Here is a 19,508-nt window from a genome sequence, read left to right as displayed (position 1 = left end):
CACGGGGATTCATATTGCCAAGCGCATCGCTCTTGTCTAACGTCACGTCCATCCTTACTGAATGTTTCCATAAGGCTTGGAGCACATTTTGCGTGGGGTGAATTTAAGTAAAAGCAGAAGCGCGTACATGGCTTATCGATACGTGCAAAGGAGACCACAATGAACAGTACGATCAATCCAGGGCCTGCGCCGCACGGCCCACATGGTTTTTTTTCGAAGGAAGCGACCATCGCGCGGCCCGGCTTCTCACGCTGGATGGTGCCGCCCGCCGCGCTCGCGGTCCACTTGTGTATTGGCCAGGCTTACGCGTTCTCGGTGTTCAACGCGCCGCTCACGCGTGTGATCGGCATTACGCAGACCGCGCCCGATGACTGGTCGCTCACGACACTCGGCTGGATATTTTCACTGGCCATCGTGTTCCTGGGACTGTCGGCGGCATTCGCGGGCAAGTGGCTCGAAAAGGTCGGTCCGCGCCGCACCATGTTCACGGCCGCTTGCTGCTTCGGCGGCGGTTTTCTCGTGTCGGCGCTCGGCGTGTCGCTGCATCAGATCTGGCTGCTGTATCTCGGCTATGGCGTGATCGGCGGAATCGGGCTGGGGCTGGGTTATGTATCGCCGGTATCGACGTTGATCCGCTGGTTTCCGGACCGGCGCGGCATGGCAACGGGCATGGCGATCATGGGCTTCGGCGGCGGCGCGATGATCGCGGCGCCCGGCTCGGTCGCCTTGATGAACCACTTCAAGAGCGCGACGAGCGTCGGCGTGACCGAGACCTTCGTCGTGCTCGGCGTGCTGTATTTCATCTCGATGACCATTGGCGCGCTCGCCATTCGCGTCCCGCCGGCCGACTGGAAACCGGCAGGCTGGACCCCGGCCGCGACGTCGAACAAGATGATCACGAAGAGCCACGTGCATATCGATCAAGCGCTCAAGACGCCGCAGTTTTATCTGCTGTGGCTCGTGCTGTTCCTGAACGTGACGGCGGGCATCGGCGTGCTCGGGCAGGCTTCGGTGATGATTCAGGAAAGCTTCAAGACATCGATCACGGCGGGCGCTGCGGCGGGCTTCGTCGGCTTGCTGTCGCTCTTCAACATGGGCGGGCGTTTCGTGTGGGCGTCGGCGTCGGACTGGCTCGGGCGCAAGAACACGTACTTCGTGTTCTTCGCGCTCGGCGCCGTGCTGTACTTTCTCGTGCCGCAGTTCGCGCAGTCAGGGAACATCGCGCTTTTCGTCGCGGCTTACGGCGTGATCCTGTCGATGTACGGCGGCGGATTCGCGACCATTCCGGCGTATCTCGCGGACATGTTCGGCACGGCCTTCGTCGGCGGCATTCACGGACGGCTCTTGACCGCGTGGGCGGCGGCGGGCATCGCGGGACCGGTGCTTGTCAACTACATCCGCGCGTACGAAGTGGCGCATGGCGTCGCGAAAGCGGATGCCTACACGATGACGCTGCACATCATGGCAGTGCTGCTCGTGATCGGCTTTATCTGTAACCTGCTCGTGAAGCGGGTGGATGAAAGCCATCACATGAGAACTGCCGGCTAAGAGGAGAGAGACGATGGATGATCGACAAGCAGGTGCGCCCGCGAACAAGGGCTTGATGCTCGTGTTCTGGCTGTATGTGCTGATTCCGCTCGCGTGGGGGGTGACGAACACGTTGACGCAGGCGGGGAAGTTGTTTCATTGATTGAATTGATTGAGGCGGCGCCGGACGCTTGGTTACGTCGGGCGCGTCGCCTTTTGTCGTGGCTTCGTTCCCTCAATGCCCCCGCGCCTCAAGCCGTTTCAAACCGCGCCGCGCCAGCGTGCTCATGAACAAGCTTCCGCAAACGAGTGCGGCAACGTAAAAACCGGCCATCATCCATTCAGCTTCACTCACAGTCGTTCTCCTTGCAAAAAATCGCGGCGTTTGCAACCGCGCATTGATACGTTTGCGAACCCTTCTGGCCTGATTTACGGCACGAACGCGCAAAGGTTTAGCGTCGAGTGAATACCTGTCGTTGCGCTCGCGTTAAGAGAAAATGCAAAGAAAATGAGCCCGTGATCCGACCGGTCGTTCGAATTGCAGTCGCGTTGAAAGCTGCCTGCAACGCATTAGGGGTATCGTTCTGAAAATCCTTACGTGTGCCGCGTCCATCTCGAACAAAATGAAACTGACCCGCCGAAAATTCGTCGTGATGAGCGCTGGAGCAAGCGCCTCTCTCTGGCTCATTCGCGCCGATGCCGCAGCCGCGCATCTAAACGAGACCGATCCCGCCGCCGCGGCAGTCGGCTACAGGGAAGACGCCGCGAAAGTGGATAGGACGAAGTACCCCAACTTCGCAGCCGAGCAGTCGTGCGGCAACTGCTCGCTCTTTCAAGGCAAATCCACCGATGCATGGGGCGGCTGCACGCTCTTCGGCGACAAACTCGTGGCAGGCAAAGGCTGGTGCGCCTCCTACACGAATATGTGAGCCAGCCGCCCGGTCAACGTACCGAATACCCCGCGAAGCGCCAGCTATTGTCCGGATCGAGAATGAAAGTGACGATCTCGCGTGACGACTTCTGCGCCTGACTGAATTGCGTATCGAACGTGACGGTGATGTACGAGCCCGCAGGCATGTTGCCCGTGCCATCGAAACGAAGGTGCCTGACACCCATCGGCATACGCATGCCGGCCGCACCGAGCGCGGCGCGATCATTCGTGACCTTCTTCACGAAGTCGTCGCGCGTAATGACTTTCCGGGCCAGCGGCGAGGAAAGATCCCAGATATCGCCCGCCTTGTTTTCATCGACCATCTTCACGATAGTCGACGCCACTTGCGCGATATCCTGATCTTGCTTGTCGAGTTGCGCCTGCTGCTCGCGGGTAAGCGCGTGCGGCGCTTGAGCGGTCTGCGGTGCTTGTTGTGCCTGCTGCGCCTGGCACGCCCCGGCGAACGATATCAGCGAAACAACGAAGAGAAAAAGTTTGAAGCTTGCATTCATCGAGCGGGCCGTGGTGCGTGTTTCATGGAAGATATTGTATCGCGCGGTTTCGTCACGATAATAAGAGATACTGAGTTTCTAAATTTCAAACCCGCACGCAAACAAAAGGAGGGTGACTGAAACTCAAGTCACCCTGGATCTGCGACGACGCTGGTTACTTCACAATCTCTCCGTTGCGCGTCACGTCCAACGCAGTTGCGGCCATGTACGTGGCAAGCACGCTGTCGCCAACCTTGAGCTTGTCGAGCGAGACATCCGGCGATACCTTCATGGTCACCACCCGCTTCGGACCCGCAAGCGTGACTTCACGCGTCTGCGGATCGATCTTCTGCACCACGGCCACCACCTGCACGCCCGACGTCGATACCACCACGCCCTCCGATGCCGGCGATGTCTGGCTCGCGCTCACCCGCGAACGCACGCCTTTCGGGTCGACCTTGTCCGCGGACATCAACACCGCGCCGTGGTACTGGATGTGCAGCTCATCGCCTACCTTCAGCTTCTTCACATCCGCAATCGACGGTTCGACAGCGATGACCTCTTTGTCACCTCGCGCGCCCTGAATCTCCACGCTGTTGGTATCGGCGAAGACATGTGTGATCTTGGCCGTTGCCTCGACGACAGCCGCATCGGCAATAGCCGGGCTTGCGTTCACTGCCGCAGCCGCGCCTGACTGAGCCTTGTCGTTGGCATGAGCGAAAGGCGCGCCAAGAAGAAGCGCGCTCATCGCGATGGATGTGGAAACGAGTCGAACGAAACAAGAACTGCGTTGTTGCATGCTTTGCTCCAGACAAAAATCCAGGCCACCATGACCCGAACAAAACCGTATCGTCGTTTCCGACAAAAAGGCGCGCGCGGTTCAAGTGATCGCGCGACAAAATCGCATGCTTTGAATTTAAAGTCCTGAGGGTTGCTAAGCAAGCCGGAAACGCCTCATCTTTGAGCAGGTGTGAAACATTTGGTAGAAGTGCGTAAGAAAAGAGATCGTCGATGGTTGCCGGACCGCAAACACATCACGCAAAAAAGGATTCGACGCGCCTTCCTTTCTCAAAGCTTACGAAAACCCGTCGTAAATTATTTATTTTCTTAGTCCGTCAAGGCGTAATGTTCTGTTGTTGCAGAGGCGCGCAGGCGTTCTCCCGTGCGCACCCGAAGACCCACCATCGGAGCACACTTGATGAGTACCGCCTTTCCCGCTTCACATGCGGCCGAACAAAGCGCCACGTCCAATATGTCGGGCCGGCGCGCCATCGTCGTCTCGACCATTGGCAATGCGCTCGAATGGTTCGACTTCATGGTCTACGGCTTTTTCGCCGTCATCATCGCGAAGCTGTATTTTCCGGCAACCAATCCGACCATCTCGCTGCTTGCCACTTGGGCGACGTTCGGCGTGGGTTTTCTTACGCGGCCGCTCGGCGGCATCGTGCTTGGCGCCGTTGCCGATCGCGTCGGGCGCAAGTCCGCGCTCACGCTGACCATTTCGTTGATGGCGGTCGGTATCGCGATCATCGCCTTCGCGCCGACTTATGCGGCAATCGGCGTGGCCGCGCCCCTGCTCATGCTGCTCGGCCGCCTGATACAAGGCTTTTCCGCCGGCGGCGAAGTCGGCTGCGCGACGGCGTTTCTCGTCGAATACGCGCCCTCGAACCGGCGCGGTTATTTCGGCAGTTTCCAGATGGTCGCGCAAGCGGCTGCGAGTCTGTGCGGCTCGCTCTTCGGCGCGGTGCTTACACGCACGCTTTCGCCGGAACATCTCACTAGCTGGGGCTGGCGCGTGCCGTTCGTGCTCGGGCTGATGATCGTGCCCGTGGGGCTCTATTTGCGTTCGAAGCTCGATGAATCGCCGGTGTTCGTCGAAAAAGCGCAAAAGAACGAGCTCTCGGCGCGGCCTATCCGCGATACCGCCACCAAGCACTGGATGCCCGTGCTCGCTGGCTTCGGGCTGACGGTTTTCGGCACCATCGGCACGTACATCTTTCTGCTGTATCTGCCGACGCATGCAACGCGCGTACTGCATCTCGCGCTTACCGACGGTCTCATCAGTTCGAGCATCGGCGCGCTGGTGTATCTCGTCTGCTGCCCGGTTTCCGGCAAGCTGTCCGACCGCGTGGGCCGCAAGAAGCTGATGACGGGCGCGCTCGTGCTGTCGCTCGTCACGGCGTATCCGATCTTCGCGGTGCTGACCGCGCATCCGAGCCTGCCGATGCTGATCGCCTGCCAGGCGGTGCTCATGATGTATCTCGGCATCTACCAGGGCTGCTATCCGGCGTTCATCTCGGAGTTGCTGCCATCGAGCGTGCGTTCGACGGGCATTTCGGTGAGCTACAACGTCGCGGTAATGATCTTCGGCGGCTTTGCACCCGCCATCGTGCAATGGCTGACGATGACCACCGGCGACGCGCTCTCCATCTGCTATTACGTGATGTTCGGCAGCGCGGTCGCGCTTGCGACCATCCTGCCGCTGCGCGACCGCTACAGCGACGCGCTGCGCTAAGTGCCGGTGCTCAGTGCCAAGCGCGGCCACGAACCCGATCAGCGCCCGCTCATTTCGGGTATCTTCATGGCACGCCACGCGGACGCACTTGCCGGAGACGTCCACGCATGCGGATCGCAGCCAGACCGGCGCACGCCTCAAGCCGCTCAAGGCCGCGCGAGGCCAGTAAAGCCGCTTAAGTCAGGCTTAAGAATGCGCCCCTAAGCTCTAATCTGACCGATCCACCCCTCCTTCTGGCCGCGTAAGCGGCCAATTTTTTTGGACCGACGCAATGCAATTGATCGTGCGCCTGCTCGTGATCGTCGTACTGCTGGTTGTGTTTTGCACGGCCGGCGCATTTGGCCTCTCCGTGATCGCGCGTATCTTCATGCCTCATTGAAGGCTGGCGCGCATCGAATCGGGCAATTCCATTCGAGCCAGTTCACCGCGTTTTGCTGTCGCCGACGCCAGCCAGCGCCGGGCCTCTCGCAGAATCGTTCAACCGAATAGCACGCGTGTGCCTTCGGGCACGCTTCGTGCGGCCAACGCTTTCGAAACTCAAGCGCGGCCGGCCTTCACGTACTCCTTCTGTAATGACCGGACCGCTGCCTATACTGGCTGAGTGTCGTCCTGGCGTCATCGTTCCTGCTTCGCCGCTCGCGTACGCGCTGTTCGAACGTCCTGCCGCATCGCGCAGACCCTCGCCGCGTCGCCATCTTGCGCCGCTTTCACGAGCGCGCATCGACACACTCTCGCCGCATCCCGTTGCACTTCCAGGCACTGCTGTCATACCCAGGAGAACGCTCGATGCAACATCCAGTCCCCCAATCCACGAACGAACGAGACAGGGCCAAGCGCGCCGCGACGCGCGTCCCTGGCGCCGACGTCGCCTCGCAGCCGCAAATGCAAATGCAGGCCGCGCAAGCCACCGCCGACGTGCTCGCGCCGCCGCCAGCAAGAACCGGCGACGCTAGCGTCAGCTTCAATCTCACCGTCAACGGCCAGAGCCACGCGCTTTCGCTCGATCCGCGCACGACGCTGCTCGATGCGTTGCGCGAACATCTGCATCTCACCGGCACGAAGAAGGGCTGCGATCACGGTCAGTGCGGCGCATGCACGGTGCATGTGAACGGCCGCCGCGTGAACGCGTGCTTGTGTCTTGCCGCCGCGCACGACGGCGACGCCGTGACGACCATCGAAGGCATCGGCGAAGTCGAGGACATGCATCCGTTGCAGGCCGCGTTCGTCGAATGCGACGGCTATCAGTGCGGCTACTGTACGGCCGGTCAACTCATGTCGGCGGTGGCGCTGCTCGACGAACCCGTCGGCACGAGCGACGACGACGTGCGCGAAGCGATGAGCGGCAACCTGTGCCGCTGCGGCGCGTATCAGAACATCGTCATGGCGATCCAGTCCGTGCGCGGCAACAAGGCTTAAGGAGAGCGCCATGGAAATGTTCACGCTTTCCCGCGCGCGCGACGTGCGCGACGCGATTGCGGCGGGCGCGTCGGCGCATACCGCGCAGCAAGGCGCCGAAGTGCGCTTTCTCGCGGGCGGCACGACGCTGCTCGACCTGATGAAGCTCAATGTCGAAAAGCCCTTGCGGATTATCGATATCAGCCGTCTGCCGCTCGATCATATCGATGCCACCGATGACGGCGGCATGCGCATCGGCGCGACCGCGCGTAATTCGGACCTCGCGCACCATCCGCTCATCAAGGAGCGCTATCCGGTGTTGTCGCAGGCGGTGCTCGCGGGCGCGTCCGTCCAGTTGCGCAACATGGCGACGACGGCCGGCAATCTGCTGCAACGCACGCGCTGCGTCTATTTCCGCGATACGGCTTCGCCCTGCAACAAGCGCGAGCCTGGCAGCGGCTGTTCCGCGATTCATGGCTTCAATCGCACGCAGGCGATTCTCGGCACGAGCGACACGTGCATTGCGAGCAATCCGTCGGACATGAACGTGGCGCTCGCCGCGCTCGAAGCGACCATCCACGTCGAAGGCGCGAAGGGCCAGCGCGCGATTCCCATCGACGCGTTCTACGTCCTGCCCGGCGACACGCCCGAGCGCGAGAACGTGCTCGAAGCCGGCGATCTCGTCACGCACGTCAGCCTGCCCGCGCCGGTGGCAGGCGCGCGTTCGGTGTACCTGAAGTTGCGCGACCGGGCGTCGTATGAATTTGCGCTGGCGTCGGCGGCGATTGTCGTCGGTGTGAAGGACGGGCGTATCGCGCATGTGCGCGTGGGACTCGGCGGCGTGGCGACGAAACCGTGGCGCTCGCGCGAAGCCGAACAGGTTCTGCAAGACGCCACGCCCGACGAAGCGAGTTTTCGCCGCGCCGCCGATGCCGCCCTCGCCGATGCGAAGCCGCAAAGCGAAAACGGCTTCAAGGTGGAACTGGCGAAGCGCTGCATCGTGCAGGCGTTGAAACTTGCCACCCAGGCATCCTGACACCGACCGAGGAACCCGCCCATGTCCACCGCACCCGACACCACGTCGTCCTTCATTGGACGACCCCAGTCGCGTATAGACGGACCGCTGAAGGTTTGCGGCCGCGCGACTTACACCTCAGACGTCGATCTGCCCGGCATGCTGGTTGCCGTGCCGGTTGGCAGCACCATCGCGAGCGGCAGGATCACATCGCTCGAATTCGCGGCCGCGCAGGCCATGCCCGGCGTGAAGCTGATTCTGCATCGCGGCAATATCGGCAAGTTGTATCGCATTCCCGGCAATTCGTTCGAAGACGGTTATACCGATGAACAACGTCCGCCCTTCGAAGACGACGTGATCCGCTATTACGGCCAATACGTCGCGTGCGTGATTGCCGAAAGCTTCGAAACAGCGAGCGCGGCGGCGGCCGCGATCAAGGTGAGCTACGACGTCACGCCGCACGACGTCAGCTCGGCCCTGACCGCCGCCGAAGAGCCGAAGGTCGCGAGCGAGCGCGGCGATGCCGCGAGTGCTTTCGACGAAGCGCCCGTGAAAATCGACGAGACCTACGTGACGCCCGTCGAGACGCACAATCCGATCGAACTGCATTCGACCATCGCGCATTGGAACGGCGACAGCTACACGTTCTACGAGACGAGCCAGGCGGTGTCGAACCATCGCGGCACGCTCGTGCAGATGCTCGGCGTGCCGAAAGAGAAAGTGCGCGTGATCTCGCGCTACCTCGGCTCGGGTTTCGGCGGCAAGCTGTGGATGTGGCCGCATTCCTTGCTCGCGGCGGTCGCGACGAAGCAGACCGGGCATCCGGTCAAGCTCGTGCTGAGCCGCAAGATGATGTTCCAGAACGTGGGACATCGGCCGACGACGCAACAGCGCGTGCGGCTCGCGGCCACGCAAGACGGCAAGCTCGTGTCGCTGCGGCATGATTTTCTGAACCACGCCGCGCTCGCCGACGAATACGCCGAAGACTGCGGCGAAGCCACGCCGCAGATGTACAGCACGGCCAATCTGCGCGTGACAGGCGGCGTCGCGAAGCGCAACGTCGGTTCGCCCACGTCGATGCGCGGTCCAGGCGCGGTGCCCGGTCTCTACGCACTCGAATCGGCGATGGATGAACTCGCGGTCGCCTTGAAGATCGATCCGGTGGAATTGCGGCTGCGTAACGAACCCACCGTCGATGAAAGCAGCGGCTTGCCGTTCTCGTCGCGGCATCTCGTCGAATGTCTCAAGACTGGCGCGGAGAAATTCGGCTGGGCGAAGCGCACGCCCGAGGTCGGGTCCATGAAGCGCGATGGCTTGACGCTCGGTTGGGGCGTCGGCGCATGCAGTTGGCCTGGCTTGCGCTTCTCGGCGGAAGCGGCGGTCGATCTGCGCGCGGACGGCACGGCGCGGGTTGCGTGCGGCACGCAGGATATCGGCACCGGCACGTACACGATCCTCGCGCAGCTGGTGGCCGAGCACACCGGCATTGCGCTACGCAAGATCGAAGTCGGTCTCGGCGATACGGCCTTGCCCATCGGTCCCATTTCCGGCGGCTCGGCGGCGACGGCATCCGTGATTCCGGCGGTGTCGGATGCCGTGCGCGCGGCGGTGAAGATCGTGCTCACACGTGCATCGCAGGCGGAGGGATCGCCGTTCGCGGGCGCGAAGCCGGACGATCTCGCGTTGAGTGGCGCACGCGTGCATCGCAAGAACGAATCGGCGGAAAGCGGCGTGCCTTATACGCGGATCCTCGAGTTGTCGAACATGCATGCGGCATCGGGGAGCGGCAGCGCAAAAGGCGGCTTCGACGATCCACTCAAGAAGAAGTGGTCGATTCACTCGTACGGCGCGCATTTCGCCGAAGTGACCTGGGACGCGGCGACGGCGCGCTTGCGCGTGAGCCGCGTGGTGACGGTGATCGACGGCGGCAAGATTCTCAATCCGCGCGCGGGACGCAATCAGGTGGAAGGCGCGGTGGTGATGGGCGTCGGCATGGCGCTCTTCGAGCATACGATCTACGACGAGCGCAGCGGCGCGCCGATCAACAGCAATTTCGCGGATTACGTCGTCGCCACCAACGCGGATACGCCGAAGCTCGACGTTACCTTCCTCGATCATCCGGACACCATCTTCAACGAACTCGGCGCACGCGGGATTGCGGAGATCGGGCTTGCCGGGATCGCGGCGGCGATCACGGGCGCGGTCTATCACGCAACCGGCGTGCGGGTGAGAAAGCTGCCGGTGATGATCGAGGACTTGCTGGAAGCGGCTGTGTGAGTCGATGCACGGTGATGGCCCGGTCTTTCGAGACCGGGCCTTTTCCTTGGCCTTCGATCGGAGGAAAACAAGCAGGCCGTACAATCGATGAAGTGACTCCTGCCCGAAAACTCTAAACGTCCAATCTTCAAACGTGCCCTCGATCCGCCCCGACAATCTTTCCGACGACGAACTCAACCAACTCGACGACTTCCTCGCATCCGTTGGTCCGAACGCGATGAACGTCGAAATGGTCGATGGCTTCTTCGCTGCCCTGGCGTGTTGCCCCGACCTCATCAAGTCCAGCGAATGGTTTCCTGAAATCTGGAACACCGATTTCGAGTTCGATAGCGAACGGCAGGCAACCGAGATCACCGGATTGCTGATACGCCACTGGAATGTCGTCGTGGGCGAACTGGCGCGTACGCTCGATAGTTCGCATCATTACGAGCCTGTGCTCGAAGAAGACGAGAGCGGCGTGGCGAACGCGAACGACTGGGCGCATGGCTTCATCCGTGGCGTCGGCATGCGTGCCGAAAGCTGGAGCAGCCTGCTCAGGGACGACACGCGCGCGCGTTTGCTGGCTCCCGTGCTGGCCTTGCATCACGAACACGACGACAACCGCACCTTGCAGTCGCTTTCCATCGAAAACGAAACGCGCGATGGACTAATCGGCCAGATGTGCGAGAACCTGAGCACGATCTACCGGTTCTTCGAGCCGCAGCGAAAGGCGCGGGCAGCCGGTCTCTCTCCCATGCCATTGAAGCGGCTGGAGCCGAAAGTCGGACGCAACGACCCGTGCCCGTGCGGCAGCGGCCGCAAGTACAAGCAGTGCTGCGGCGGCAATCTTCCGACGCTGCATTGATGCGCGGGCCAATCGTCTTCCGGCGCCGTTGCGTACGCACCGGAAGGCGTTCCGTATGAAGCCCGCAGCGCCCACGCTTGCCGTTTCGAACAGCGACCCGCCGTCAATCCGCGCTACCATATTGCCCAGCCCGCCCAAAAACCCCTGAAGCATCGTTCAGCCGGAGTGCCCATGACCGACATGACCCAACAACACGGCCTCAAGGTCGCCACGAGTCTCGCCAAGTTCGTCGAAGAAGAAGCCATTCCCGGCACGGACGTCGATACTGCTTCCTTCTGGAAAGGCTTCGACGCCCTGGTGCACGATCTCGCACCGAAGAACCGCGCGTTGCTCGCCGAGCGCGACCGCCTGCAGACCGAACTCGACAACTGGCATCGCGGCAATCCTGGCCCGGTGCGCGACCTGCGCGCGTATCGCAAGTTTCTGGAAGACATTGGCTATATCGTGCCCGCGCCTGCCGGCGTGCGCGCAACGACCGCCAATGTCGATCGCGAAATCGCCGAACAGGCCGGTCCGCAACTCGTCGTGCCGCTGTCGAATCTGCGCTATGCGCTCAACGCCGCGAACGCACGCTGGGGCAGTCTGTATGACGCGCTGTATGGCACCGATGCCATCGACGAAAGCGACGGCGCCGAGCGCACGGCCGAGTTCAATCCTAAGCGCGGCGCGAAAGTAATCGCGTATGCACGCGCCTTTCTCGACGACAATGCGCCCCTCGCGCACGGCTCCCATGCCGACGCCACGAAGTACAGCATCGAACAGGGCAAGCTCGTCGTCACGCTGAAGGACGGCAAGAGCCGCCTCGCGAACCCCGAACAGTTCGCGGGCTTTCAGGGCGATGCCAGCGCGCCCCACGCCATCCTCCTCAAGCATAACGACCTGCATGTCGAGATTCAGATCGACGCCGATCATCCCATCGGCAAGACGGATGGCGCGCATGTCAAGGACCTGCTGATGGAAGCGGCGGTGAGCACGATCATCGATTGCGAAGATTCGGTGGCCGCCGTCGATGCCGCGGACAAGACCGCGCTCTATCGCAACTGGCTCGGTCTCATGCAGGGCAATCTCGCCGAGCAGGTGACGAAGAACGGCAAGAGCTTCACGCGCAGCCTGAACCCCGACCGCGAATACACCGCGCCCGACGGCTCGACGCTCAAGCTGCATGGCCGCTCGCTCCTCTTCATCCGCAACGTCGGGCATCTGATGACCAACCCCGCCGTGCTCGATCGCGACGGCAACGAGATTCCCGAAGGCATTCTCGACGCGGTGATGACCACGCTCGGCGCGCTGCACGACCTCAAGAACAAGATCAACTCGCGCACGGGCTCCATCTATATCGTCAAGCCGAAGATGCACGGTCCCGCCGAAGTGGCGTTTTCGGACGAGCTTTTCACGCGCGTCGAGGACCTGCTCGGCTTGCCGCGTCATACCATCAAGATGGGGATCATGGACGAGGAACGCCGCACCAGCGTGAACCTCAAGGCGTGTATCGCCGCGGCGGGCGCGCGCGTCGCGTTCATCAACACGGGCTTTCTGGATCGCACCGGCGACGAAATGCATTCGTCGATGGAAGCCGGCCCGATGATGCGCAAGGGCGACATGAAGTCGTCTGCATGGATTGGCGCATACGAGCGCAACAACGTGCTCGTCGGGTTGAACACCGGCTTGCGCGGCCGCGCGCAGATCGGCAAGGGCATGTGGGCGATGCCCGATCTCATGCACGCCATGCTGCAGCAGAAAATCGCGCACCCGAAGGCGGGCGCGAACACGGCGTGGGTGCCTTCGCCCACGGCGGCCACGCTGCATGCGCTGCATTATCATCAAGTCGATGTGCAGCACGTTCAGCAGGACATGGAGAGCATCGACTACGACGGCGTGAAGAACGAACTGCTGGATGGCCTGCTGACCATTCCGGTGGTCGACAAGCCGAGCTGGTCGGAAGACGACATCAAGAGCGAGATCGAGAACAACGCACAGGGCATTCTCGGTTATGTGGTGCGCTGGGTCGATCAGGGCGTGGGCTGTTCGAAGGTGCCGGACATTCACGATGTCGGCCTGATGGAAGACCGCGCCACCCTGCGCATTTCGAGCCAGCACATTGCGAATTGGCTGCGGCATGGCATCGTCACGGAAGAGCAGGTGAGACAAACGCTGGAACGCATGGCCGCCGTGGTGGACCAGCAGAACGAAGCAGACCCGCATTATCGTCCTATGGCGCCGGCATTCGACAGTTCGTATGCGTTCAAGGCGGCGTGCGCGCTGGTGTTCGAGGGTCGTACGCAGCCTAGTGGGTATACGGAACCGTTGTTGCATAAGTTCCGGCTGGCAGCCAAGCAGACGGCTTGAGTTGCTTTGGATGAAGGGCCGCTTGGCGGTCCTTCGTCGATTAGTCACTTACGCAACGAGAGTTCGGCTGAAGGTACTTAGGTTGCATTCATCGGCGTCAGACCTTGTTCAAAAGCGGTCGATGTTATCGACGCATGGCGCCCCGAAGCGCTCGCCCGCGATTTCCCCTTGAGCCCATCCGATCATGATGAACTTGATGCATTGGCGTTTGCTGGTGGCCGTGGCGGATGCGCGATCTGTCTCGAAGGCCGCCGCACAGGTCGGCGACTTCGGTGTGGCGGACGCCTACCTTTACACGATACTGTCGTGGCTGCCGCACTTCTCAATAGACATCGAGCGCTGGAAGTCGCTCGCACGCTTTGTGGGCCGGATCGGCGCACGCCCTGCGGTGAAGGCCGCGCTTGCCGCTGAAGAGGTGTCGCCCGTCGTATGATGCGCGCATCGCGCTCGGATCCGGTCAACATATTCAGCTCCGGCGATCCATCCAAAGCGGCAGACAGCCGAAACGTCAGCCACACGAACCAACAACTACTGCTCCGACCAAAGCTTCCCCGCCGTCGCCCAATTCTCGCGCTTCACATCCGTCAGAATGATATCCACGGAGCCCGGCTCGCAGCCGAGCGTCTCGCAAGTCGTACGCGTGATCGCCTCGACGAACTTGCGCTTCTCTTCCGCCGTGCGGCCTTCGAACAGTTGGATATTGAATGTCGGCATGCCGTTGATCTCCTTTGAGTTGAACCTTCATTCCCGATACGACGGGTCGATGCGCTCGAGCTTGCGCAGCAGCGCAGGCCATTCGAGCGCGCCTTCGATCGCATCGTCATCGTGCAATTGTGCGGCCGTGCGCGCGACGACATCCGGATTCGGCACGATCATCTTGCCCACGCCCGCCAGCGCGCGCAGCTGAATATCGCACGCCTTCACGAGCATATCCATCAGCACGTAAGCCTCGGCGATGGTGCGCCCAAGCGTAAGCGGCCCGTGATTGCGCAAGAGCATAGCGCGATGCGCGCCGAGACTCGCAACCAGCCGCTCGCCTTCCGCCGGCGAAAACGCGAGGCCTTCGTAATCGTGGTACGCCAGGTGCCCGTGAAAGCGCATGGCATGTTGCGAGCCGGGCAGCAAGCCGTGCGGTTGCGCGGAGACGGCGATCGCTTCGCGCACGTGAAGATGCATCACGCAAACGGCATCGGCACGGGCGGCGTGCACCGCGCCATGCAGCGCGAAGCCGGTCGCGTTCACGGGATGCGCGCTCGCGCCGATCACGTTGCCATCGATATCGATCTTGACGAGATTCGACGCCGTGACTTCGTCGAAGGAAAGCCCAAACGGGTTGATCAGGAAGCGGCCGGGCTCGCCGGGAACGCTTGCCGAGATGTGCGTATAGACGACATCGTCCCAGCCGTTGAGCGCGACGAGCCGATACGCCGCCGCCAGATCGGCGCGCGTCGCCGCTTCGGCCGCCGAACGCGGTCCGCTTTCCGCGATGCGGCGCTCAGGCGTGTGGGTGAACGACATGTGAGTCTCCTTTATCGACGAGAGCGGGCGCTGCCTGCATGCGATGCGACTTGTCCGTATGCGCCTCGAGACGGCGCGCCATGCAAAGCACCGTCCACGACGCCAGCACGAAAGGCGCGGTCAACGCGGCGACGCCCAGGCAATCGATCACGCGCTCGAACAACACCGATGCGACGATCGCCAGCAGCGCATAGCGGCCGCCGAGCGGCGCGGCGGCCAGCGCCGCGAGCGCCGCATTGAAACCGCATGCACCGGAGAGCGCGACGGCATCGCTTGCGCCGCCGAGTGCGTGCAGAAACGCGCCGAGTCCGCTGCCCGCGAGCGCCCACGCCGCACGCGACGGCCCGGCGGCAAACAGCCCGATTGCGATGAGCGCACCGGCCAGCGCGCCGGTCGCGAAGACAATCGGCGCGAGGCCCGCGAAAGCCGCTTGCAGCATGGAAACGAAGCCCGTCGCGACGGGCGGAATCGCGCCTGTATCGCCGCGCCCGGCCAGAAACGGCAGCCAGCACCAGGTCACGATGATCGCCGGGCTGGAGAAGATCGGCAAGCCAAAGCGCATGAGTTTGCCGGCGAGCGTGGGGGCGATGAGCGTCGCGGCCATCGCCGCGACAATGGCCACAGCCGCCGCCTGCGATGCATCGCCGATAAACGTGAACGCCGCGAGCGCGGCCAATGCGCCGTTGAAACCGTAGAGATCGTCGCGCATGGCGGGTGAATCCGCGTCTTGCGTGATGACGGTAATGACGTTGCCCGTCAACGCGCCGATAAGCAGACCGCACGCGAGCCGGGGATTCGCGCACAGCAGCGCGACGAAGATGCAGACGCCCGTCGCGGCATTACGCTGCAGGACGATTTGCCCGATGCTGCGGGCAAAGCTCGTGATTTGATCGCCGAAACTGGCGTTGGTTTGGATGGCGGCGGACATGCGTGGCGGCGGAAACGGCTTGAGGAGCCGCCAGCATAAGACAAGGTGCGCGCGCCGTGCGACGGCGGGCCGTATAGCGGGTATGCGACTGCCGCGCTCGAAGAAGGCGAGCGCGGCGACATGAAACTTAATTGAACGCCATGGGAACGAGCGGCGTGGCGTCGCCGCCGGGGTTCGCCAACGAGAGGTCTGAACTCATCTTGACGATTTCCGTAACGTTCTCACGGAAATTAGGATGGCTTTCCCACGTGATATAGCTCGCGTCCAGCACGGCGGACATGGTGAGTAAGGTAAAAGCGATCTTTTCTACGACAACGAAGCGGCGGCCCATGGCAAGTTCCCCAAAATTTGCCAATCATTGTAACAGAACCTAGGGTTTTCCCGTAAGGGTCGTGTTGCAATGCCGCAAATAGGCCGCCGTCGCTTGTCTTGCCTTCCGGCCCGAATTACAGGGATGCCTCGAGAATAGCCGTGTAGTCTTCCGTCGATGCCTCGCGCGGATTCGTCTTATGACTGTGGTCCTTCAGCGCGCCCGCGATGATGCGCGGGAACAATTCGCGCGTCACGCCGAGATCGGACAAACCGCGCGGCAGTCCGAGCGTCGCGGTCATCGCGCGGATGGCCTCGCCGACTTCATCGCCGGATGCGAGGCCCATTGCCTGCGCAATGCGCGAAAGCTTGCCCTCTTCCTGCATGGTCGGCGCGCTGCTGTTGAACGCGATGACCGCCGGCAAGAAAATGGCGTTTAGCGTGCCGTGATGCAGCTTCGGGTTGATGCCGCCGAGCGAGTGCGACAGGCTGTGCACACAGCCGAGACCCTTCTGGAACGCAAGCGCGCCCTGCATCGACGCGCTCATCATGTTCCAGCGCGCCACGCGGTCGGCGGGATTGCGCGTCGCGCGTTCGATATGCCGCCACGCGCGCCACAAGCCGTCGAGCGCGATGCCGTCGGCGGGTGCGTTGAACACCGGCGCCATGAAGGTTTCGAGACAGTGCGCCACGGCGTCCATGCCGGTGGCGGCGGTCATTAGCGGCGGCAGGCCGAGCGTGAGTTCGGGGTCGCAGATGGCGACTTTTGGCACGACATAAGGCGAGATCACGCCGACCTTGCGGCCATCGTCGAGAATCAGGATCGCGCCGCGACCCACTTCGCTGCCGGTGCCCGCCGTCGTCGGAATGGCGATGACCGGCGCGGTCGCCGCCGTGATGCGCGCAAGGCCGCCTTCGATCACCGCGAAACTTTGCAGCGGACCTTCGTGGGTTGCGCAAACGGCCACGCCCTTCGCCAGATCGATGGACGAACCGCCGCCTGCCGCGATCACGCCGTCGCAATCGTTCTCGCGATACATCGCCACCGCCGCGCGCACGGCCGCTTCGTTCGGATTCGGCGGCGTCGCGTCGAATACCGGCGCGGGCGTTTGCGCGCCCAGCGCATCGACGACTTTATCGAGCAGACCGGCTGCGCGAATGCCTGCATCGGACACGATCAGCGGGCGTTTGATGCCGAAGCGTTCGCACTCTCCCGCAAGCAGGCGCAACGCGCCGAAGTCGAACTGAATCTGCGTGATGTAGTTGATGAGGGACATGGTGACTGAGGAAAGGTTATATGGAGCGAAGCGCGCCGCGGTGGTGGTCGAGTATACGTCGGAGAACTTCGCGGCGATACTGACGACAATTGATACCGCTATAACTTTTACTCAACCCTCGCGGCCATGACGCCCAGCATCGACTCGATCATCTCCCGCCTGCATGTCAAACAGTTGCGGCTTCTCATCGCGCTCGAAGAACGCGGCTCGCTGCTCGGCGCGGCAAGGCAACTCGCGCTCACGCAACCGGGCGCGAGCAAGGCGCTCCATGAAATCGAAACCACCTTCGGCGCGCCGCTATTCGTGCGGACCAATCGCGGGCTCGAACCCAACGCGATCGGCCATTGCGTGATCCGCTACGCGCGGCTCATTCATACGGACCTGGCGCATTTGCGTGAAGAGATCGTCGGCATCATGCGTGGATACGGCGGGCGCGTGGCGGTCGGCGTCATCATGGGCGCGGTGCCGCTCGTGACCGATGCGATCACCGAAGTCGCCATGCGTCAGCCAGAGATGTCGGTGGAAATCGTGGAAGATACGAGCGCGACGTTGCTGAGTCTGATCGATGCCGGCCGGCTCGATCTCGCCGTGTGCCGCACGAGCGTGAGTCAGACGCCGTATCTCTACGACAGCGCGATCGTGCAGGACGAGACGCTCGCGGTCATCGCCAATACGGAGCATCCCTTGGCGAAGAGAAAGCGCGTGGCCTTGAAGGATCTGGCGAAGCACCGGTGGGTCGTGTATCGCGCGAACATGCCCATGCGCCTCTTGCTCGAACGCGAGTTTCACGATGCAGGCCTGCGTTTTCCCGCGCATCTGCTCGAAACCACGTCGGCGTTCGCGACGCTTTCTCTGCTACAGAAAAACCCGTCGCTAGTGGCGCTGGTGTCCGTGGATGTCGCGCGCTTTTGCACGGCGCATGGCATCGTCTGCACCTTGCCGCTTGCATTGTCGTCGCGTAGCGAGCCTTACGAACTGGTCACGCGGCGTGACGCGCCTCTGTCTCCCGGCGTGCGTCTTTTGATGCAGGCGATCGAAGAAGCCGGCCGCGCGTGAACAGGAATCAGACGCTGCCGAGCGACGAAAGATACGGCGGAAGATCGGGCTGCCTCAAGCGCCGGATGATCTCGAAGCGCAGCATCCACCGTGTATCCGCTTCGCCGATGTGCTCCTGTAAGGTCTGCGCCGCGCGTTCGGGCTTGCCGGCGAGAATGTCGTCGATGATGCGCAGATGCTCCGTGAAGGCATCGCTGATGAGCTGATCGGGAATCTGCAGATACGGGTCGCTCAAATAGCGCGTCGGCACGAACAGCACATGCGTACGCTGCAGCGCAAAGACGATCTCCTTGTTCGGGCAATGCGCGAGCAGGTCGATATGCAGGTCTGTTTCCGCCATGTCCATTTCGGCGCCGCCGCGATGCGTGGCCTCGATCGCGCCGATGAGCCGCTCGCGCACGCCTTCGAGAAATTCGCGCGAAACAAGCGGCGCGGCATGCACCAGCGCGGTCGGTTCGAGCAAACGGCGCATTTCGAAGAGATGCCCAATACGCGCCTCGGTCACCTGTTCGGCAATCCAGTGTCCATTGCGGTCCTGCGACAGCGCGCCCACGCTATGCATGCGCGCCATGACGCCGCGCGCCACAGTGCGGCTCACGTCGAAGTACTGCGCCAGCGCTTCCTCGGTAATACGCACCGAGCCGAACAGCACGCGCGTACAAAGTTCGCGCTCCAGATCGGCATACATGCGCTGCCATTGCGGCTCGTTAGTGAGTTCGACCTTGTCGAGCACGGCCGCCTTGCCCGCGCGTTCCGCCGATGCCGTTCCCGCCACGCGATACCCGCGCCCCTCGCTCTCGACGATGATCTTGTCAGCGCACAACGCCGCAAGCGCAATACGCGCAGGCGAGCGGCTGATACAAAAAGACTTCGCGACCTGCGCTTCGAGCAGCTTTTCTCCAGGCGCGATACGTCCGTCCTCGATCATCTCGCGCAACAGCCGGTAAGTGCGATGCTGGATGGAGCCGCCTGCATCAAGCGGCGGGGTATCGGCGGCATTCGTCGCGTAGGTGTTCAACTGGCTCATGTGTTCTTCGTGCAGATTCGATCAATGCTCAACCATACCCCAGCACGTATGC

General features: G+C 62.4%; 19 protein-coding genes. 11 read left to right on the top strand and 8 right to left on the bottom strand.

The window, feature by feature from the left end:
* The first annotated feature begins 159 nt into the window (after window positions 1–159).
* The 3 genes from NCT04_RS28565 to NCT04_RS28555 all read left to right on the top strand — a co-directional run bounded on the left by NCT04_RS28565 (window position 160) and on the right by NCT04_RS28555 (window position 2,456).
* Window positions 160–1,548 (top strand): L-lactate MFS transporter, encoded by a 1,389-nt coding sequence (locus NCT04_RS28565; RefSeq protein ID WP_250469201.1) that lies wholly within the window; start codon window positions 160–162, stop codon window positions 1,546–1,548.
* Between the two features lie 13 nt (window positions 1,549–1,561).
* Complete coding sequence (locus tag NCT04_RS28560) at window positions 1,562–1,690, top strand: MFS transporter small subunit (protein WP_244830947.1); 129 nt, start codon at window positions 1,562–1,564, stop codon at window positions 1,688–1,690.
* Window positions 1,691–2,150: 460 nt separating this feature from the next.
* Window positions 2,151–2,456 carry a high-potential iron-sulfur protein gene (locus NCT04_RS28555; protein ID WP_250469200.1) on the top strand — a complete coding sequence of 102 codons (306 nt, stop codon included), beginning with the start codon at window positions 2,151–2,153 and terminating at the stop codon, window positions 2,454–2,456.
* Window positions 2,457–2,469: 13 nt separating this feature from the next.
* On the opposite strand, the gene NCT04_RS28550 is transcribed toward NCT04_RS28555, so the two are convergent.
* Complete coding sequence (locus tag NCT04_RS28550) at window positions 2,470–2,970, bottom strand: DUF4019 domain-containing protein (protein WP_250469199.1); 501 nt, start codon at window positions 2,968–2,970, stop codon at window positions 2,470–2,472.
* Between the two features lie 154 nt (window positions 2,971–3,124).
* Window positions 3,125–3,748 (bottom strand): copper-binding protein, encoded by a 624-nt coding sequence (locus tag NCT04_RS28545; RefSeq protein ID WP_250469198.1) that lies wholly within the window; start codon window positions 3,746–3,748, stop codon window positions 3,125–3,127.
* 399 nt (window positions 3,749–4,147) lie between these two features.
* Here NCT04_RS28545 and NCT04_RS28540 point away from each other — a divergent pair, with 399 nt between their 5' ends.
* The 7 genes from NCT04_RS28540 to NCT04_RS28510 all read left to right on the top strand — a co-directional run bounded on the left by NCT04_RS28540 (window position 4,148) and on the right by NCT04_RS28510 (window position 13,774).
* Window positions 4,148–5,464 (top strand): MFS transporter, encoded by a 1,317-nt coding sequence (locus tag NCT04_RS28540; RefSeq protein WP_250469197.1) that lies wholly within the window; start codon window positions 4,148–4,150, stop codon window positions 5,462–5,464.
* Between the two features lie 786 nt (window positions 5,465–6,250).
* A complete protein-coding gene (locus NCT04_RS28535) occupies window positions 6,251–6,880 on the top strand; it encodes a (2Fe-2S)-binding protein (RefSeq protein WP_409014814.1) in 630 nt (209 codons plus the stop codon).
* 10 nt (window positions 6,881–6,890) lie between these two features.
* Window positions 6,891–7,895, top strand: a complete 1,005-nt coding sequence (locus tag NCT04_RS28530) for an FAD binding domain-containing protein (RefSeq protein WP_284503463.1) — start codon at window positions 6,891–6,893, stop codon at window positions 7,893–7,895.
* A 21-nt stretch (window positions 7,896–7,916) separates the two neighbouring features.
* Complete coding sequence (locus NCT04_RS28525) at window positions 7,917–10,151, top strand: xanthine dehydrogenase family protein molybdopterin-binding subunit (protein ID WP_250469196.1); 2,235 nt, start codon at window positions 7,917–7,919, stop codon at window positions 10,149–10,151.
* A 133-nt stretch (window positions 10,152–10,284) separates the two neighbouring features.
* Window positions 10,285–10,995, top strand: coding sequence for a UPF0149 family protein (locus tag NCT04_RS28520; protein WP_250469195.1), 711 nt, complete (start codon window positions 10,285–10,287; stop codon window positions 10,993–10,995).
* Between the two features lie 171 nt (window positions 10,996–11,166).
* Window positions 11,167–13,341: a malate synthase G gene (locus NCT04_RS28515; RefSeq protein WP_250469194.1), complete on the top strand. Its 2,175-nt coding sequence runs from the start codon at window positions 11,167–11,169 to the stop codon at window positions 13,339–13,341.
* 184 nt (window positions 13,342–13,525) lie between these two features.
* Window positions 13,526–13,774 (top strand): glutathione S-transferase family protein, encoded by a 249-nt coding sequence (locus NCT04_RS28510; protein WP_250469193.1) that lies wholly within the window; start codon window positions 13,526–13,528, stop codon window positions 13,772–13,774.
* Window positions 13,775–13,869: 95 nt separating this feature from the next.
* Here NCT04_RS28510 and NCT04_RS28505 read toward each other — a convergent pair whose 3' ends face one another.
* The 5 genes from NCT04_RS28505 to gbd all read right to left on the bottom strand — a co-directional run bounded on the left by NCT04_RS28505 (window position 13,870) and on the right by gbd (window position 17,373).
* Entirely contained in the window at window positions 13,870–14,055 is a 186-nt protein-coding gene (locus NCT04_RS28505; protein ID WP_016347879.1) for a 4-oxalocrotonate tautomerase, read from the bottom strand.
* 27 nt (window positions 14,056–14,082) lie between these two features.
* The gene (locus tag NCT04_RS28500; protein ID WP_250469192.1) at window positions 14,083–14,859 is read right to left on the bottom strand and encodes a class II aldolase/adducin family protein; all 777 of its coding nucleotides are present in this window, start codon (window positions 14,857–14,859) and stop codon (window positions 14,083–14,085) included.
* Window positions 14,837–15,787 carry an urea transporter gene (locus NCT04_RS28495; RefSeq protein WP_250469191.1) on the bottom strand — a complete coding sequence of 317 codons (951 nt, stop codon included), beginning with the start codon at window positions 15,785–15,787 and terminating at the stop codon, window positions 14,837–14,839. The genes NCT04_RS28500 and NCT04_RS28495 overlap by 23 nt, the downstream gene beginning before the upstream one ends.
* Before the next feature lie 127 nt (window positions 15,788–15,914).
* Entirely contained in the window at window positions 15,915–16,118 is a 204-nt protein-coding gene (locus tag NCT04_RS28490; RefSeq protein ID WP_244830959.1) for a hypothetical protein, read from the bottom strand.
* Window positions 16,119–16,233: 115 nt separating this feature from the next.
* The gene (gene gbd, locus NCT04_RS28485) at window positions 16,234–17,373 is read right to left on the bottom strand and encodes a 4-hydroxybutyrate dehydrogenase (RefSeq protein WP_250469190.1); all 1,140 of its coding nucleotides are present in this window, start codon (window positions 17,371–17,373) and stop codon (window positions 16,234–16,236) included.
* A gap of 126 nt (window positions 17,374–17,499) precedes the next feature.
* Here gbd and NCT04_RS28480 point away from each other — a divergent pair, with 126 nt between their 5' ends.
* Window positions 17,500–18,429, top strand: a complete 930-nt coding sequence (locus NCT04_RS28480; protein ID WP_250469189.1) for a LysR family transcriptional regulator — start codon at window positions 17,500–17,502, stop codon at window positions 18,427–18,429.
* 7 nt (window positions 18,430–18,436) lie between these two features.
* On the opposite strand, the gene NCT04_RS28475 is transcribed toward NCT04_RS28480, so the two are convergent.
* Complete coding sequence (locus NCT04_RS28475) at window positions 18,437–19,456, bottom strand: GntR family transcriptional regulator (RefSeq protein ID WP_244830962.1); 1,020 nt, start codon at window positions 19,454–19,456, stop codon at window positions 18,437–18,439.
* Window positions 19,457–19,508: the final 52 nt, after the last annotated feature.

Origin of the sequence: Caballeronia sp. GAFFF2 (assembly GCF_023631485.1) — a bacterium.
GTDB lineage: Bacteria > Pseudomonadota > Gammaproteobacteria > Burkholderiales > Burkholderiaceae > Caballeronia.
The sequence above is the reverse complement of the archived record's forward strand: the minus strand, read 5'-3'. Positions and strand labels throughout refer to the sequence as shown.

Coding starts and splice junctions, on each gene's coding strand:
- NCT04_RS28565 (WP_250469201.1), top strand. CDS start 160: ATGAACAGTACGATCAATCCAGGGCCTGCGCCGCACGGCCCACATGGT.
- NCT04_RS28560 (WP_244830947.1), top strand. CDS start 1,562: ATGGATGATCGACAAGCAGGTGCGCCCGCGAACAAGGGCTTGATGCTC.
- NCT04_RS28555 (WP_250469200.1), top strand. CDS start 2,151: ATGAAACTGACCCGCCGAAAATTCGTCGTGATGAGCGCTGGAGCAAGC.
- NCT04_RS28550 (WP_250469199.1), bottom strand. CDS start 2,970: ATGAATGCAAGCTTCAAACTTTTTCTCTTCGTTGTTTCGCTGATATCG.
- NCT04_RS28545 (WP_250469198.1), bottom strand. CDS start 3,748: ATGCAACAACGCAGTTCTTGTTTCGTTCGACTCGTTTCCACATCCATC.
- NCT04_RS28540 (WP_250469197.1), top strand. CDS start 4,148: ATGAGTACCGCCTTTCCCGCTTCACATGCGGCCGAACAAAGCGCCACG.
- NCT04_RS28535 (WP_409014814.1), top strand. CDS start 6,251: ATGCAACATCCAGTCCCCCAATCCACGAACGAACGAGACAGGGCCAAG.
- NCT04_RS28530 (WP_284503463.1), top strand. CDS start 6,891: ATGGAAATGTTCACGCTTTCCCGCGCGCGCGACGTGCGCGACGCGATT.
- NCT04_RS28525 (WP_250469196.1), top strand. CDS start 7,917: ATGTCCACCGCACCCGACACCACGTCGTCCTTCATTGGACGACCCCAG.
- NCT04_RS28515 (WP_250469194.1), top strand. CDS start 11,167: ATGACCGACATGACCCAACAACACGGCCTCAAGGTCGCCACGAGTCTC.
- NCT04_RS28510 (WP_250469193.1), top strand. CDS start 13,526: ATGATGAACTTGATGCATTGGCGTTTGCTGGTGGCCGTGGCGGATGCG.
- NCT04_RS28505 (WP_016347879.1), bottom strand. CDS start 14,055: ATGCCGACATTCAATATCCAACTGTTCGAAGGCCGCACGGCGGAAGAG.
- NCT04_RS28500 (WP_250469192.1), bottom strand. CDS start 14,859: ATGTCGTTCACCCACACGCCTGAGCGCCGCATCGCGGAAAGCGGACCG.
- NCT04_RS28495 (WP_250469191.1), bottom strand. CDS start 15,787: ATGTCCGCCGCCATCCAAACCAACGCCAGTTTCGGCGATCAAATCACG.
- NCT04_RS28490 (WP_244830959.1), bottom strand. CDS start 16,118: ATGGGCCGCCGCTTCGTTGTCGTAGAAAAGATCGCTTTTACCTTACTC.
- gbd (WP_250469190.1), bottom strand. CDS start 17,373: ATGTCCCTCATCAACTACATCACGCAGATTCAGTTCGACTTCGGCGCG.
- NCT04_RS28480 (WP_250469189.1), top strand. CDS start 17,500: ATGACGCCCAGCATCGACTCGATCATCTCCCGCCTGCATGTCAAACAG.
- NCT04_RS28475 (WP_244830962.1), bottom strand. CDS start 19,456: ATGAGCCAGTTGAACACCTACGCGACGAATGCCGCCGATACCCCGCCG.